The 14,614-nt window shown below is 71.5% G+C and carries 17 protein-coding genes; 7 read left to right on the top strand and 10 right to left on the bottom strand.

Annotation, left to right across the window (positions count from 1 at the left end):
* Nucleotides 1–57 precede the first annotated feature (57 nt).
* Nucleotides 58–591 carry a MarR family winged helix-turn-helix transcriptional regulator gene (locus HQQ78_RS15180; protein ID WP_236556889.1) on the top strand — a complete coding sequence of 178 codons (534 nt, stop codon included), beginning with the start codon at nt 58–60 and terminating at the stop codon, nt 589–591.
* Nucleotides 592–684: 93 nt separating this feature from the next.
* Here the strand turns inward: HQQ78_RS15180 and HQQ78_RS15175 are convergent, their stop codons facing one another.
* The 6 genes from HQQ78_RS15175 to HQQ78_RS15150 are packed head-to-tail and all read right to left on the bottom strand — an operon-like array spanning nt 685 to nt 6,100.
* Nucleotides 685–1,668, bottom strand: a complete 984-nt coding sequence (locus HQQ78_RS15175; RefSeq protein ID WP_371740411.1) for a prenyltransferase — start codon at nt 1,666–1,668, stop codon at nt 685–687.
* Nucleotides 1,665–2,081, bottom strand: a complete 417-nt coding sequence (locus HQQ78_RS15170) for a lycopene cyclase domain-containing protein (protein WP_082460645.1) — start codon at nt 2,079–2,081, stop codon at nt 1,665–1,667. The genes HQQ78_RS15175 and HQQ78_RS15170 overlap by 4 nt, the downstream gene beginning before the upstream one ends.
* Nucleotides 2,078–2,452, bottom strand: a complete 375-nt coding sequence (locus tag HQQ78_RS15165; RefSeq protein ID WP_173154568.1) for a lycopene cyclase domain-containing protein — start codon at nt 2,450–2,452, stop codon at nt 2,078–2,080. The genes HQQ78_RS15170 and HQQ78_RS15165 overlap by 4 nt, the downstream gene beginning before the upstream one ends.
* Entirely contained in the window at nt 2,452–4,155 is a 1,704-nt protein-coding gene (gene crtI / locus HQQ78_RS15160; protein WP_173154565.1) for a phytoene desaturase family protein, read from the bottom strand. Before crtI ends, HQQ78_RS15165 begins: the two co-directional genes overlap by 1 nt.
* Nucleotides 4,152–5,033 (bottom strand): phytoene/squalene synthase family protein, encoded by an 882-nt coding sequence (locus HQQ78_RS15155; protein WP_173154562.1) that lies wholly within the window; start codon nt 5,031–5,033, stop codon nt 4,152–4,154. The genes crtI and HQQ78_RS15155 overlap by 4 nt, the downstream gene beginning before the upstream one ends.
* Complete coding sequence (locus HQQ78_RS15150; RefSeq protein WP_307785035.1) at nt 5,030–6,100, bottom strand: polyprenyl synthetase family protein; 1,071 nt, start codon at nt 6,098–6,100, stop codon at nt 5,030–5,032. Before HQQ78_RS15150 ends, HQQ78_RS15155 begins: the two co-directional genes overlap by 4 nt.
* 18 nt (nt 6,101–6,118) lie before the next feature.
* On the opposite strand from HQQ78_RS15150, the gene idi reads away from it, so the two are divergent.
* The gene (idi, locus tag HQQ78_RS15145) at nt 6,119–6,688 is read left to right on the top strand and encodes an isopentenyl-diphosphate Delta-isomerase (protein ID WP_123570911.1); all 570 of its coding nucleotides are present in this window, start codon (nt 6,119–6,121) and stop codon (nt 6,686–6,688) included.
* A gap of 120 nt (nt 6,689–6,808) precedes the next feature.
* Here idi and HQQ78_RS15140 read toward each other — a convergent pair whose 3' ends face one another.
* On the bottom strand, nt 6,809–7,951 hold the full coding sequence (locus HQQ78_RS15140) for an acyl-CoA desaturase (protein ID WP_159825601.1): 1,143 nt from the start codon (nt 7,949–7,951) through the stop codon (nt 6,809–6,811).
* Between the two features lie 155 nt (nt 7,952–8,106).
* Here HQQ78_RS15140 and HQQ78_RS15135 point away from each other — a divergent pair, with 155 nt between their 5' ends.
* From HQQ78_RS15135 to HQQ78_RS15125, 3 genes are read left to right on the top strand one after another with little or no spacing between them, the layout of a single operon-like run.
* On the top strand, nt 8,107–8,790 hold the full coding sequence (locus tag HQQ78_RS15135; RefSeq protein WP_148053656.1) for a hypothetical protein: 684 nt from the start codon (nt 8,107–8,109) through the stop codon (nt 8,788–8,790).
* A gap of 34 nt (nt 8,791–8,824) precedes the next feature.
* Complete coding sequence (locus tag HQQ78_RS15130) at nt 8,825–9,523, top strand: DUF308 domain-containing protein (RefSeq protein WP_233568417.1); 699 nt, start codon at nt 8,825–8,827, stop codon at nt 9,521–9,523.
* Complete coding sequence (locus tag HQQ78_RS15125; RefSeq protein WP_043594098.1) at nt 9,520–9,765, top strand: hypothetical protein; 246 nt, start codon at nt 9,520–9,522, stop codon at nt 9,763–9,765. Before HQQ78_RS15130 ends, HQQ78_RS15125 begins: the two co-directional genes overlap by 4 nt.
* Nucleotides 9,766–9,916: 151 nt before the next feature.
* Here HQQ78_RS15125 and purB read toward each other — a convergent pair whose 3' ends face one another.
* Genes purB through HQQ78_RS15110 form a run of 3 tightly spaced genes read right to left on the bottom strand, consistent with a single transcriptional unit; the run spans nt 9,917 to nt 12,206 of the window.
* On the bottom strand, nt 9,917–11,299 hold the full coding sequence (gene purB, locus HQQ78_RS15120; protein WP_173154559.1) for an adenylosuccinate lyase: 1,383 nt from the start codon (nt 11,297–11,299) through the stop codon (nt 9,917–9,919).
* Nucleotides 11,296–11,748, bottom strand: coding sequence for a low molecular weight protein-tyrosine-phosphatase (locus HQQ78_RS15115; protein WP_173155020.1), 453 nt, complete (start codon nt 11,746–11,748; stop codon nt 11,296–11,298). Before HQQ78_RS15115 ends, purB begins: the two co-directional genes overlap by 4 nt.
* A 50-nt stretch (nt 11,749–11,798) precedes the next feature.
* Nucleotides 11,799–12,206, bottom strand: a complete 408-nt coding sequence (locus HQQ78_RS15110; RefSeq protein WP_056049758.1) for a phage holin family protein — start codon at nt 12,204–12,206, stop codon at nt 11,799–11,801.
* 108 nt (nt 12,207–12,314) lie between these two features.
* On the opposite strand from HQQ78_RS15110, the gene HQQ78_RS15105 reads away from it, so the two are divergent.
* Nucleotides 12,315–13,385, top strand: a complete 1,071-nt coding sequence (locus tag HQQ78_RS15105; RefSeq protein ID WP_123570916.1) for a histidinol-phosphate transaminase — start codon at nt 12,315–12,317, stop codon at nt 13,383–13,385.
* A 30-nt stretch (nt 13,386–13,415) separates the two neighbouring features.
* Nucleotides 13,416–14,576: a thiamine pyrophosphate-dependent dehydrogenase E1 component subunit alpha gene (locus tag HQQ78_RS15100; protein WP_173154556.1), complete on the top strand. Its 1,161-nt coding sequence runs from the start codon at nt 13,416–13,418 to the stop codon at nt 14,574–14,576.
* Nucleotides 14,577–14,614: the final 38 nt, after the last annotated feature.

The following is a 14,614-nucleotide window of genomic DNA, read 5'->3' as shown; positions in this document are numbered from 1 at the left end:
GAATCCATCGGAAGATCACTCTCGAGACGGAGGTCCGACCGGTGTACGGTGCCGACCATGGACCGACGACGTTCCGCAGACGCAGGCGAGGTCACCCCGCCGACCGACGACACGCACGCACCCGACGAGCTCGGAAGCGTCGACGACGACCTGGCCGTCGACCGGGGGCGCCCGATCGGCTTCTGGTTGAGGCTCGTCGACGGGCTGATCGACCGGCGCTTCGAGGAGGTCCTCGACGAACACGGGGTCACCCGCCGGCAGTGGCAGCTGCTCAACCTGCTGGAGCGCGGCCCGGCGACCCGCGCAGCACTCGACGGAGCCGTCGCGCCCTTCCTCGACCCGGCCACGGGCGAGTCCAGCTCGGACCACCTCGCCGAGCTGGTCGAGAGCGGCTGGGTGAGCCTCGCGACCGACGGGGTCGGTGACGATCGCTACGCCCTCACCGAGCGCGGGAGCCTCGCGCACCGCAAGCTCGTCGACGTGGTCGAGGGCATCCGCGACGAGACGGTCCGGGGGGCCGAGCCGGGAGCCCACGCGACCACGGTGCGCTTCCTGCGCAGGGCTGCACTCAACCTCGGCTGGCGCCCCTGAGCGCCCGGCCTGCCCGCGGGCCGAGGGCCGAGGGCCGAGGGCCGAGGGGCTAGGGGCTAGGGGCGAGGGCCGACGACCGCAGGAGGCGCGGCGTCAGCCCCGCAGGAACACCCACCAGATCATGAGCATCGTCACGACGAACCCGCTGACGAAGTTGAGCGCCAGGAAGCGTCGCCACCCGCGGTTGACCTCTTCGGCCCGGTCGTCGGTCACGTTCCACCAGGGGGCGCAGCTGATCGCGTAGGGCAGGGTGAGCAGGGCCGCCAGCGGGCCGGGCCACTCGGTGAAGGTCAGCAGCACGCCGGCCAGCAGGTAGGCCACCACCGAGAGGCGGACGGTCGCCCGGGCGCCGATCTCGGTCGCGATCGACGAGATGCCGCCCTCGCGGTCGGCGAGAACGTCCTGCACGGCTCCGAACGCGTGGCTTGCGACGCCCCAGAGGAAGAACGCGCCGAGCAACGCCCACAGCTGGGGCGTGAACGTTGCCCCGGCCAGCACGAGACCGTAGACGGCCGGGCTGACGAAGTGCGTGCTCGAGGTGACCGAGTCGACGAAGGGGCGCTCCTTGAAGCGCAGGCCGGGAGCCGAGTAGGCGATCACGGCGAAGACGCTGACGGCGAGCACGAGCCAGCTGAGCGGGTCGCCGACCGCCACGAGGAACACCAGGAAGGGCACGTTCGTGATCACTGCGGCGCGCAACGTCGTGCGGTGCAGGCTGCGGTCGAGCAGTGCACCCTCGACGCCGCCCTTGCGCGGGTTGTGCAGGTCGCTCTCGTAGTCGAAGACGTCGTTGATGCCGTACATCGCGAGGTTGTAGGGGATCAGGAAGTACAGAGCGCCGACGATCAGCACGAGCCAGTTCACCGGGCCGAGGGCGTTCTCCGCCGCGAAGAAGAGGACGGCCTCCGTGCCGGTCAGCGTCACGTCGACCTGGGACAACGGCTGGTACGACCCCAGGTAGCCGGTCGTCACCGGTGCGAGCAACGAGGTCAGCACGTACGCCGCCGCGAACGGGAACGCCGTGTTGATCCAGCTCAGGGGCCGGGACGAGACGAACAGGGCCTTGATCGTGTTCACGAGCGCGCCTCCTCGACGGTCGTCGACCCGCCGGCCGCCGGCGCCGCGGGGGCGCGGGGCGTCTTCGGGCCGCCGAGCAGCACCCACACCGACGGCAGCAGGACGAGTGCCGCGACCGCGTAGGCGAAGTCCTCGAGCGGGGCGATGCCGACGAAGACCCCGCTGATCCGGGCGGCGTCGTAGCCGACCAGCCCGATCCCGATCATGACGTTGTCGAACACGGCGGTCATCACGAGCAGCACGCCGGTCGCCAGGCCCGCCCCCAGCAGTTGCTCGCGCCGCCGCCGCGACCTCTCGGCCGGGGACGAGGAGGCGCGCGCGGCTCGGCCACGCACGCCTGCGGTCACTAGCGCCAGCACCCCGAGCACCGCGACGATCGACAGGAACACCGCGTTGACGGCCCAGTAGGTCACGACGCCACGCCGTCCACCGATCGACCGGCCTGCGTGGAGCTCGCGTCACGTCGGTCGAGCACGACCGCCGCAGCCATCCGGGCCGCGGCCAGCAGGTTCATCGTCAGGTAGCAGAGCAGCGTCAGGAAGAAGACCTCTTCGAGCGGCAGCTCGGTCGCCACCAGCACGCCGGTCATGAACGAGGTCTCGCCGCGGAAGAAGATGCCGAGGTCGATGCCGACGACGTCCCAGACCAGGAAGAACACGACGCCGACCAGCAGCGTCACCGCCGCCCGGGACACGTCGCGCCAGAAGAACAGGCGGAACCTGCGGTCGAGCATCACCATGCCGAACAACGAGACGAGCAACGCCGCGAGGTAGACGAACCCCATCAGCCGACGGCGGGCTCGGGGAGCGGCTCGGTGCTGGTGTCGCCGCGCAGGTTCTTGAGCAGCACCTCGGCGCTGATCAGGCACATCGGCAGGCCGATGCCCGGACGGACCGACCCGCCGACGTAGAACAGCGAGTCGACGTGCGTCGAGACGTTGCCGGTGCGGAACAGGGCGCTCTGGGCGAGCGTGTGCGCGGGGCCGAGCATGCTGCCGCTCCAGGCGTTGACGTCGTCGACGAAGTCGCGCGGGCCACGGGTGCGCCGCACCACGATCCGCTCGGCGAGGTCGGGCACGTGCGCCCACTCGGCGATCTGGGCGATGACGCCGTCCGCGAGACGCTCGATCATCGGGTCGCCGTCACCGTCGACGTCGCCCGAACCGAGGGCCGGGTCGGCGGGCAGCGGCACCAGGACGAAGAGGTTCGTGTGCCCGGCGGGCGCGGTCGAGGGGTCGACGGTGCTCGGCTTGCAGACGTACAGCGACGGCGGGTCGGGGATGCGCTTGTCGGCGCCGAAGATGCGCTCGAAGTTCTCGTGCCAGTCGCGGGCGAAGAGCAGCGTGTGGTGCTCGAGCTCGGGGATCTCGCCCTCGACGCCCAGGTAGAGCAGCAGGGCGCTCGGCCCGGGGTTCTTCTTCGCCCAGTACGACGAGTCGTAGGTGCGCAGCTCGTGGGGCAGGAGCTGCGTCTCGGTGTGGTGCAGATCGGCCGCGCTCACGACGAGGTCGGCGTCGACGCGGTGCGTCGCTCCCTCGGCGTCGGTCCAGTCGACCCCGGTCGCCTCGGCGGTCGCCTTCGAACCGCGCGGCAGGGCTGCGCCCTCGACCCCGAGCGGCTGCGTCACGATCCGGGTCACGGTCGCGCCGGTCACGACGGTCACCCCGGCCTCGACGGCCACGTCGCGGATGGCCTCGATCACCGAGATGAGGCCGCCCTGCGGGTACAGCACGCCGTCGTCGAGGTCGAGCGTGCTCATGAGGTGGTACATGCTCGGCGTGTCGAACGGCGACGAGCCGAGGAAGACCGCGGGGTACCCCAGGATCTGACGGAGGCGCGGGTCGGTCACCGTGCGGGACGCGTACGAGTCGAGGCTCGTCAGCAGCAGCCGGGCCAGCTTCGGCAGGCGGACCAGCACGTCTCCGCGCAGCAGGGGCGTGAGGCTGCCGAAGCTCGTGTAGAGGAACCGCCGTTTGGCGATCTCGTAGGTGTCGCGGGCGGACCGGAGGTACCGGCGCATGCGCTCACCGCTGCCCGGTTCGACGCGCTCGAACAGCTCGACGTTCTCTTCCAGGCCGCGCGGGACGTCGATCGGCGCACTCGCCGCGGGGTCGTCGGGCGTCGGCTCGAACAGCACGCGGTAGCCCGGGTCGAGTTCGACGAGGTCGAGGCGCTCGGCGGCCGACGTGCCCATCAGGCGGAAGAAGTGGTCGAAGACCTCGGGCATGAGGTACCAGCTCGGGCCGAGGTCGAAGCGGAAGCCCTCGTGGCTCCACGACCCGGCACGACCACCGACCTCGTCGTTCTTCTCGAGCAGGGTGACCTCGTGGCCCTCGCGGGCGAGCAGCGCAGCCGAGGCCAGGCCGCTGATGCCCCCGCCGATCACGACGACGCGGCGGCCGTGACGGGTGACGCTCAGGCCGTGCGACTCGTCGGACGCCCCGGTGCCGGCACCCGTCGCCCCGCGGTCGACCGTGTCGCGGCTCATGCGCGGGCCTCGGGCAGCCGGGTGACGCGACCGGCGGCGGCGCCCGCGGCGATGCGCACCTTGACCGGGTTCGGAACGCGCACGCGCGCCCGGACCAGCGAGGAGGCGGGGGTCGCCTCGAGACGCCGGTTCAGCTCGGCGAACAGGCCGTGGGCCAGTGCCACCGCCCGACGCGAGGACGTCGGCAGCACGGGGATGATCTCGCCGCTCACGCGGAGGTCGTCGTCGATGTCTCGCACCAGTCTCGTCTTGGTCTGCTCGTCGAACGTGGTCACGTCGACTCCGGGGAAATAGCTGCGGCCGAGCTGCTCGAAGTCGGCCGCGAGGTCACGCAGGAAGTTGACCTTCTGGAAGGCCGCACCGAGGCGCCGGGCGCCCTCTTCGAGTTCGGCGACCGTGCTCGGGGGGAAGGGGTGCCCCTGCAGGAACGCCTTGAGGCACATCAGGCCGACGACCTCGGCCGACCCGTACACGTAGGCGTCGAACGACGCCTGGTCGTGCTCGCGGGCACTGAGGTCGGCCCGCATCGACGCGAAGAACGGTGCGGTGAGCTCGGCACCGAACCCGGTGGCGCGGGCGGTGCGGGCGAAGGCGTGCACGACCAGGTTGGGGCTGAAGCCCTCGACCAGGGCCCGCTCGGTCTCGGCCTCGAAGCCGTCGAGCAACCGGCCCGCTGCGTCGGCGCCCAGACCGGCCTCGGTCGCGGGGCCGTCGACGATCTCGTCCGCCACGCGCACGAGCGCGTACACGTTCTCGACGTGCTGCCGCACCTCGCCGCCCAGCAGGCGCGAGGCCAGTCCGAACGACGTCGAGTAACGGCGGATCACGCCTCCCGCGGTCGCGTCGGCCACGGAGTCGTACAACGACAAGCCCGTCATCGCACCCTCTCGAGGACGTCCTGGACGACCGGCGTCAACGCCTCGCGCAACGACTCGGGCACCTCGGCCCGGTCGAGCACGTCGAGCGCACGGCGGGCGTGCTGCTCGACGAGTCCCTCGGCGAAGGAGCGGGCGCCGCAGACCTCGAGGCGACCACGGACGTGTTCGGCCTCGGCCTCGCTGAGGTCGGCCTTGCCGATGAACGGCTGGATCGTGAACCACTCGTCAGTGGTCGCGGCGTGGGCGACGAGCACCGTGCGCTTGCCCTCGCGGAGGTCGCCGCGTGTGGTCTTGCCGGTGGCCTCTTCGGCGCCGAAGACCCCGAGCAGGTCGTCGACCACCTGGTACGCGACCCCGACCTCGCGGCCGAAGTCGCCGACCGCCGTGACGACGGCCTCGCCCGCGCCCGCCAGGACGGCACCCGCCTGCAGCGGTGCCTCGAACGAGTAGACGGCCGTCTTGGCGCGCTCCATGTCGAGGATCTCGTCGACGGTCGGCAGCTCGGCGGACAGGGAGAACTCGACGTCGACCATCTCTCCGCCCGCGCTGACGAAGATCGCCTCGTCGAGCAGGTCGAGCAAGCGCGTGCGGACGTGGTCCTGGCAGCCGATGCCGAGCAGCATGCGGCTGGCCCCGGTCAGCGCGAGGTCGCCGGCGATGACGGCGGCCGACATGCCCCGGTGCTCGGCCGCGGGGGTCGGGATGCCCGCCGTCGTGGCGGTGTCGCGGTAGCTGCCCGAGACGTTGGGGATGCCGCGTCGCGAGAAGTCGCGGTCGATGACGTCGTCGTGGACGATCAGGGCCGTGTGCAGCAGCTCGAAGGCCGCGCCGACCCGGGCCACGGCCTCGTCGTCGGTGCCCCCGAGGGCGTCGTAGGCCGTGAAGACCATGCGGGGCCGGAAGCGCTTGCCCCCGGCGCTGTTGCGCTCGAGCACCGACCAGAGATCGACGTACCGCCAGCCCACGGACTCGGCGCGGCGCTTGGCCAACGCGAAGAAGTCGTCGAGGACGGCGTCGACACGATCGTGTCTCGCCCGCGTGCCTGCGTGCAGGTGATCACCGTCCACCAGGGCAGACTACCTCTCATGACCCGTGAGATCTCGACGCATCCCCAGCCGACGTCCGGTGACCGCCCGGGCGCGCACGACGAGCTCGTGGTGCTCCTCGACGACGAGGGCACGCCCATCGGCACGACCGCGAAGGCGACCGTGCACACCGCCACGACGCCGTTGCACCTGGCGTTCAGCTGTCACGTCACCGACGACCTCGGCCGCGTCCTGGTCACCCGACGAGCCCTGTCGAAGAAGACCTGGCCCGGCGTCTGGACCAACTCGTTCTGCGGCCACCCCGCCCCCGGCGAGACGCCGGCCGAGGCGTTGATGCGGCGCGCCCACCAAGAGCTCGGCATGGAGGTCCGCGACGTCGAGGTGATCCTGCCCGAGTTCCGGTACCTCGCCACGGACGCCTCGGGCGTCGTCGAGAACGAGATCTGCCCGGTCTTCACGGCCCGCGCCGTCGGCCTGCCCGATCCCTCGCCCGACGAGGTCGCCGAGTGGGCGTGGGTCGAGCCCGGAGAGCTTCGCGACGCGGTCGCGGCGGCACCCTTCGCCTTCTCGCCCTGGTTGGGCTGGCAACTGGCCGCCTGGCCCACCTGAGCGAGACGGACGACGAGGGCTCCTCCGGGGACGACGAGGGCTCCTCGGGGGACGACGAAGGCGCGAGCCGGATCGCCTGACCCGGCCCGCGCCTCCTGCGGCCCCTGTGTTCGACGCCGCCTAGCGCGGACGCATCGCGTACGCCGCGGGGCAGTCGAACGGGTCGCGGGCCGAGAGGCCGACGCGGTTGAGGTACCGGATGACGATCGCGTACGACTTGCCGATCGTCGTCTCGGTGTAGGGGATGCCGTGCTCGGCGCAGTGCGCCTTCACCAGGGCGCTGGCCGCGCGCAGGTTCGGACGCGCCATGCTCGGGAACAGGTGGTGCTCGATCTGGTAGTTCAGCCCGCCCATGAAGGCAGTCGAGTGTCGACCCGTGATGTTGCGCGAGGTGAGCACCTGCTTGCTCAGGAAATCGACCTTCGCACCCTCGGGGATGATCGGCATGCCCTTGTGGTTCGGGGCGAAGGACGACCCCATGTAGAGGCCGAAGACGGCCATCTGCACGCCGATGAAGGCGAAGGCCATGCCGAGCGGCAGGAACCAGAAGACGACGCCGAAGTAGGCGACGAGGCGCACGGCGATGAGCGTGATCTCGAGCGCGCGGCCCTCGACCTTGTCACGGCCGAGCAACGTGCGGAACGAGGTCACGTGCAGGTTGACGCCCTCGCCGAGCAGCAGGGGGAAGAAGAAGTAGCCCTGACGGCGGGTGATGAAGCCGAGCACGCCGCGCTGCTTCGCCGCGTCCTCTTCGAGGAACGAGATCGTGTCGAACGCGATGTCGGGGTCTTTGCCCTTGGTGTTCGGGTTGGCGTGGTGGCGGCTGTGCTTGGTCATCCACCACGCGTAGCTGATGCCCACGACGCCGGCCGCGAGGACGCGACCGACCTTGTCGTTGCGCGTGCCCGACTCGAACACCTGGCGGTGCGCGGCCTCGTGCGTGAGGAACGCGAACTGCGTGAGGATGACGCCGAGGGCCGCGGCGATCAACAGCTGGAACCAGCTCGAGCCCAACAGGACGAACCCGGTGGCCGCGCCGCCGAGGCACGCGACGAGGACGACGAAGACCGTGACGTAGAAGCCGGTGCGGCGTTGCAGCAGGCCCGCCTCGCGCACGGACTTGAGCAGGCTCGAGTACGTGCTGGTCGGCTTGCCGACCTGTCCGGCGACGGTGGGGCGGAACCCGGCGGGTGCCGCACCTGCCGGTGCGTGGACGATGCGCGGGTACGCGGTTCGGGGGGTCGTGGGGACGGTGGCGGTCATCGGGCTCCCGCGGCTGGTCGACTTCTCAGCCGGGTGGATGGGCCGGAGGCGGCCCGAAGATGGTGCGAACGTAACGGCGTGGGCTGGGAAGGTGTCGGGAGGTCGCCGTGCAGGAGGGTTGCGGCTTCTCGTATTTCACACGTAACCTATCGTCGATGACAGCGAGTTTCGTCGAGCGGCTTCGCGGGGTGGTGCACGACCTCGAGCAGGTGCCCTACAGGACGGGCGAACGCGACGCCCATCAGGGCCACGGCCTGCGGGACTCCGCCCTCGGGGCGGCGGCGTCGGACGCACCGGCGCACGAGATCGAGATCTCCGGGCTCGAGGTGCTCGTCGGGCTCTGGCCCGACGCGAAGGACGGCCACGGTTCATGGCTCGGAGGCGGCACCGTGGTGGGCATCGGGCCACGGCCCGCCACGGTCGTGGCGGGCTACGCCGACCTGCTCTTCGTGAGCACCGAGGGCGCCCGACGCACCTACTACCGACTGCTCACCGCCGACCACCCCGACCCCGACGTCGCGACGGTGCGCCTCCTCGAGTGCGTGAAGGAGGTCCGGCCCGGCTGGCGGTCCACGTGGGCCGACACGACCACCGCCTACACCCGGGTCAGCCGACTGCCGACCGGCGTGCGGATCGCGGTGGGGCTGGACACGGCCGAGGGGCTGGCCTCCACCCGACGTTCGCTGGACGGTGTGCTCGCGGGGTTGTCGCTCGAGGCCGAGGGGGTGCTGCGGGTGACGCCAGCCCACATGGCACGTCAGCTCGGGACGCTCAGGGGCCGCGGCTGGCCGTTGACGCTCGGCACCGTCCGCCGCTTGGCGTTCAGGAGCGCGCGGTAAACTCGGCGGGTCCCCCACCCGTGAAAGAGGTCTCGTGACGCCTGCGCACCACGACTCCGGCGCGACCGCCCCCGTGGCGTCGCCCGACCCCTCGGGCAGGGGCGTCGACCCGTCGCTCTCCGCGTACTGGCCCGTCCCCGTGCTGCGTGCCGTCCCGGCCCTCTCGGCCGCGGCGGCCATCACCTTCAACCCCGACCACTCGCCCCAGGTCGGCCTGCTGACCTTCGGGGCGGCGGCGGTCGCCGGCGGTGTCGTGCTCGCCGTCGGATCGGCCCTGCGCCTCCACGACCGCTCGAGCCGCACCATCGCCGTCCTGCAGGGCGTCGTCGGTGCCGTGATCGGCGCCCTCTGCCTCGTCTTCTCGCACGGTCAGCTGCCCGTGCTGGTCGCCTTCGTGACGGCCTGGGCCGTGCTGACCGGCGGCCTCGAACTGCTCACCGGCCTGCGACGTCGCCGTCGCTCGCCGCTCGCCCGTGACTGGACGACCGTCGGCGTGCTCACCCTGGTGCTGGCCCTGGTCTTCCTGGTCGTCCCGCCGGACTACAGCCAGCAGCTCGGCGGCATCGAGCAGATCGAGGGCGAATTGACCTCCTCGACCGTGCTCGTCGGCATCCTGGGCGCCTACGGCGCCCTGGTCGGCGTGTTCCTCGTGATCGCCGGCCTCTCGCTCAAATGGCAGACCGGGCACCCGGCCCCTGCCGACACCCCTGACGACAAGGGACGAACGTCATGACCCACCCCACCTGGCGCGACCGGTTCCGCCCCGCCGAGTTCCTCGGACTGTCGGGCGTCTTCGCCGCCTTCGTCGGCCTCGTCGTGCTCATGACGACGCGCGACCTCCAGCTGGCGCTGATCTTCCTCTGCATCGGCTTCATCGTCGCGCTCGTCACGATCGCCATGCTCGCGCTCGCGGCCAAGCCCAACGACGACGAGCGACACGAGATCGACGACGCCGACAAGCCGCGGGGCCACTGACGCGACGCGGATCCACTGCCGCGGCCTTCCGGCCGCTGCCCGTCGCTGCCCGTCGGCCGCCGCTCCGTCGCGGCCCGTCGGCCGCTGAGCCGTCGCGCGGCGCCCTCGGGTGCGCGGGCCGTCCGGACGGGCCGACCCGCGCCTCCCGGGGTCAGGCCAGGCGGTCGACGAGCTGCGCCGCGATGCCCGTGTAGGTCGCCGGGGTCAGGGCCACGAGGCGCTGCTTGGCCTCGTCGGACACGTCCAGGCCCTCGACGAACGCGACCAGTTCGGCCTGGCCGACGCGCTTGCCGCGGGTCAGCTCCTTGAGCATGGCGTAGGGGTCGTCGATCGAGGATCGTCCGGCGACGACCTCGGCACGGATGACCGTCTGGATGGCCTCGGCGAGGACCTCCCAGTTGGAGTCGAGGTCGGACTCGAGGGTCACGGTGCCGACGGCGATCTCGCCGAGGCCGCGACGCAGGTTGTCGAGCGCGAGCATCGAGTGGCCGAACGCGACACCGATGTTGCGCTGGGCCGACGAGTCGGTGAGGTCGCGCTGCTGGCGGCTGGTGACCAGGGTCGAGGCCAGCGAGTCGAAGAGCGCCGACGAGATCTCGAGGTTGGCCTCGGCGTTCTCGAAGCGGATCGGGTTGATCTTGTGGGGCATGGTCGACGAGCCGGTCGCCCCCGCCTGCGGGATCTGCGTGAAGTAGCCCATCGAGATGTACGACCACACGTCGGTGGCGAGGTTGTGCAGCACCCGGTTGGCGTGGGCGACGCGCGAGTAGAGCTCGGCCTGCCAGTCGTGCGACTCGATCTGCGTCGTCAGCGGGTTGAAGGTCAGCCCCAGGGCGTCCTCGACGAAGGAGCGGGCCGTCTCGGGCCAGTCCAGCCCGGGGTCGGCGACGACGTGGGCCGAGAACGTGCCGGTCGCCCCGCTGAACTTGCCGAGGAACTCGGTGCCGACGATCTGCGAGCGCAGACGCTGCAGGCGGTGCGCGAACACGGCGAACTCCTTCCCGACCGTGGTCGGCGTCGCCGGCTGCCCGTGGGTGTGCGCGAGCATCGGCACGTCGCGGGCGTCGGTGGCCCAGGTGGTGAGGGCGGCGAGCACGGCGTCGAAGGCCGGGAGCCAGACGTCGAACAGGGCCGCCTTGACGGTGACCGCGTACGACAGGTTGTTGACGTCCTCGCTGGTGCAGGCGAAGTGGGTGAGTTCGGCGATCCCGTCCAGCCCGAGCTCGGCCAGCCGTGCCCGCACGAAGTACTCGACGGCCTTGACGTCGTGACGGGTCGTCGCCTCGAGGCCGGCGAGCTCGTCGATCGCCGCCTGGCCGAAGTCGGTGACGACGGCCCGCAGCGCCCGCTTCTGTTCGTCGTCGAGCGGCGTCGAGCCGAACGCACGGCGGTCGGTCTGGGCGATCAGCCATTCGACCTCGACGTGCACGCGGGCCCGGTTCAGCCCCGCCTCGCTGAGGTGGTCCCCCAACGTGCCGACCGACGAGCGGTAGCGGCCGTCGAGCGGGCTGAGGGGCTGAGGAGGCAACGTCATGACTGTCCCTTGCGGAGTGCGGGTTCGATCTGGCGGAAGAGGGCCGAGCAGGCGCGCTCGACCATGTCGAGCACCTCGTCGAAGAGTGCTGCGTCGGAGTAGTACGGGTCGGGGACGTCGAGACCGCCACCCGCCGGCGCCGCGTCGGGAGCGAAGGTGAGCAGCAGCTGCACCTTCGAGCGGTCGGCGTCGTCGCCTGCCCAGGCCCGGAGGATGCGTTCTTGGCCGCGATCGAACGCCACCACGAGGTCGTAGCGCGCGAAGTCGTCGGCCTCGAACTGCTTCGCCCGGTGCCGGGAACCATCGTAGCCGCGGCGCTCCAGGGCCTCGACGGTGCGGGGATCGGCCCCCTCGCCGACGTGCCAGTCGCCGGTGCCCGCGCTCGTGACCTCGATCCGGTCGCCGAGGCCCGCGTCGTCGGCGAGCGAGCGCAGCACGGTCTCGGCCATGGGCGAGCGACAGATGTTGCCCGTGCAGACGAAGCAGATGCGGAACCGGTTCACCGCTTCCGGTCACCCCGCCCGACCACGGGGCGGACGACGACGCCGATGGCCCAGGCGAAGACCGCGAGCACGACGGCACCGATCACGCCCCACCAGAAACCGTCGATCGTCAACCCGAAGCCGAAGAGATCCGAGATCCACGCCACGATCAGCAGCAGCAGCCCGTTCACGATCAATGCGATCAGGCCGAGCGTCAGGATGTAGAGGGGGAAGGCCACCACCCGGATCGCCGTGCCGACCACGCCGTTGACGATGCCGAAGACCAGGGCGAGCAGCAGGAAGGTCACGATCGTCTCGAGGGTGCCCCCTGCTCCGTAGGGCGTCACCGTCACCCCCGACACGAGCAGCGTGGTGAGCCACAGGGCCACCGCGTTGATGAGCAGCCTCACGACGAATCGGGTCATCCCCCCATCATGCCGACCTCTCCTCCACGGGCGGTAGTGCCCGACCGGATCCCCCGAGGAGGCGCGGTGCCCTGCCGCGACGCGGCCCCCGCCCCATAGGCTGGCCGCGTGACCACTCCCGTCCGACTCCGTCCCGAGATCGCCGCCCTCCCGCCCTACCGCCAGGGCAAGCAGGCGTCCCCCGACGCCTTCAAACTGTCGTCGAACGAGAACCCGTTCGAGCCCCTCCCCTCGGTCGTCGAGGCCGTCCGTGGCGCCGTCTCGCTGAACCGCTACCCCGACGCCTCGGCGACGGCCCTGCGGACCGCCCTCGCCACCCGGTTCGGCGTCACCGTCGACGAGGTGCACGTCGGCGCGGGGTCGGTCTCGTTGCTGGCCCAGTTCGTGCTCGCCGCGGCCTCGGTCGGCGACGAGGTCGTCTACGCCTGGCGTTCGTTCGAGGCCTACCCGGGGCTCGTCACGGTGGCCGGTGCGACGAGCGTCCAGGTGCCGCTGCGGGCCGACGGGGGCCACGACCTCGAGGCCATGGCCGCGGCCGTCACCGACCGCACCCGCGTCGTCATCGTCTGCTCCCCCAACAACCCGACGGGCACCACGGTGTCGACGGGCGAGTTCGAGTCGTTCATGGCCGCGGTGCCCGACGACGTGCTCGTGCTGCTCGACGAGGCGTACGCCGAGTTCGTCACCGACAGCACGGCCGTCGACGGCGAGACGCTCACCGAGCTGCACCCGAACCTCGTCCTGCTGCGCACCTTCTCGAAGGCGTACGGGCTGGCCGCACTCCGCGTCGGGTACGCGATCGGCGCCTCCTACCTGCTCGACGCCGCGCGGGCCACGGCCATCCCCCTCGCCGTCACCGAGCAGGGCGCGGCCGCGGCCCTCGCCTCGCTCGACCACGCCGACGAGCTGCTCGGGCGGGTCGACCGCATCGTCCTGCTGCGCGACCAGGTGCGACGCGCCCTGATCGACCAGGGGTGGACGGTGCCCGAGGCGCAGGGCAACTTCGTCTGGCTCGCCACGGGCGAGCACACGGCGGCCGCGGCCCAGGTGTTCGCCGACCACGGGGTCGTCGTCCGGCCGTTCGCGGGCGAGGGCGTGCGCGTCACGATCGGCGAGCCGTCGTCGGTCGACAAGCTGCTGCACGCCGCCCAGCAGATCGTCGACCTCACATCCCGGTGACGGCATATGCCGCGGAATAGATTGGACGCCATGTCTTCCTCCGAAGCGACCGACGCGCCGCCGCCCGTCCAGCTCCTGTCGCCGTCGGGCGAGGTGGTCGAGTCGGCTGCGGCCGACGAGTTCCGCCCCTACGTCGACGCCCTGGGCGACGACGGACTCCGCGCCCTGCACCGCGACATGGTGCTGACGCGTCGATTCGACCGCGAGGCCGCGGCCCTGGCGCGCCAGGGGCAGCTCGCCCTCTGGGTGCCGAGCCACGGCCAAGAGGGGGCCCAGGTCGGCCTGGCCCACGCCACCCGCCCGCAGGACCACCTCTTCCCGTCCTACCGCGAGCACGCCGTCGCGCTGTCCCGCGGCATCGACCCGGTCGACATCCTGCGCCTGCTGCGCGGTCACACGCACGGCGGCTGGAACCCCGCCGAGCACCAGAACTTCCACGTCTACACGCTGGTGATCGGCTCGCAGACGCTGCACGCGACCGGCTTCGCCATGGGGCTCGGCCTCGACGGCAAGAGCGGCACGGGCGATCCCGAGGTCGACCAGGCCGTGGTCACGTTCTTCGGCGACGGGGCGACCAGCCAGGGCGACGTCAGCGAGGCCCTGGTCTTCGCCGCGAGCTTCCAGACCCCCGAGCTGTTCTTCCTCCAGAACAACCAGTGGGCGATCAGCGTGCCGGTCGCGCGTCAGTCGCGCACGCCCCTCGTCGCCCGGGCCGGCGGCTTCGGCATCCCCGGCACGCAGGTCGACGGCAACGACGTGCTCGCGAGCTACGCCGTCAGCCGCCGCGACCTCGAGGCCGCCCGCGGCGGCGGCGGGCCCCGCTTCATCGAGGCGCTCACCTACCGCGTCGGCGCGCACACCTCGTCCGACGACCCCACCAAGTACCGCACCGACGACGAGCTGCAGTCCTGGATCGCCCGCGACCCGATCACGCGCTTCGAGGCCTTCCTGCGGAACCGAGGCGAGGGGGACGCGTTCTTCGCCGACCTCAAGACCGAGGGCGACGACCTCGGAGCCGACGTCCGTCGGCGCACGGTCTCGCTGCCGAACCCCGACCGCGGCCTCATCTTCGACCACGTGTACTCCGAGCCGCACCCGCTCATGACCGAGCAGAAGCAGTGGCTGGCGACCTACGAGCAGAGCTTCGGCGGCGCGGGCGAGACCGCGACCACCGACGAGGGGGCAGCATGACCGACACCGTCGAGAACCCGACCGGCACGACCGAGTCG

Source organism: Frigoribacterium sp. VKM Ac-2859, from assembly GCF_013204925.1.
GTDB lineage: Bacteria > Actinomycetota > Actinomycetes > Actinomycetales > Microbacteriaceae > Frigoribacterium.
The sequence above is the reverse complement of the archived record's forward strand: the minus strand, read 5'-3'. Positions and strand labels throughout refer to the sequence as shown.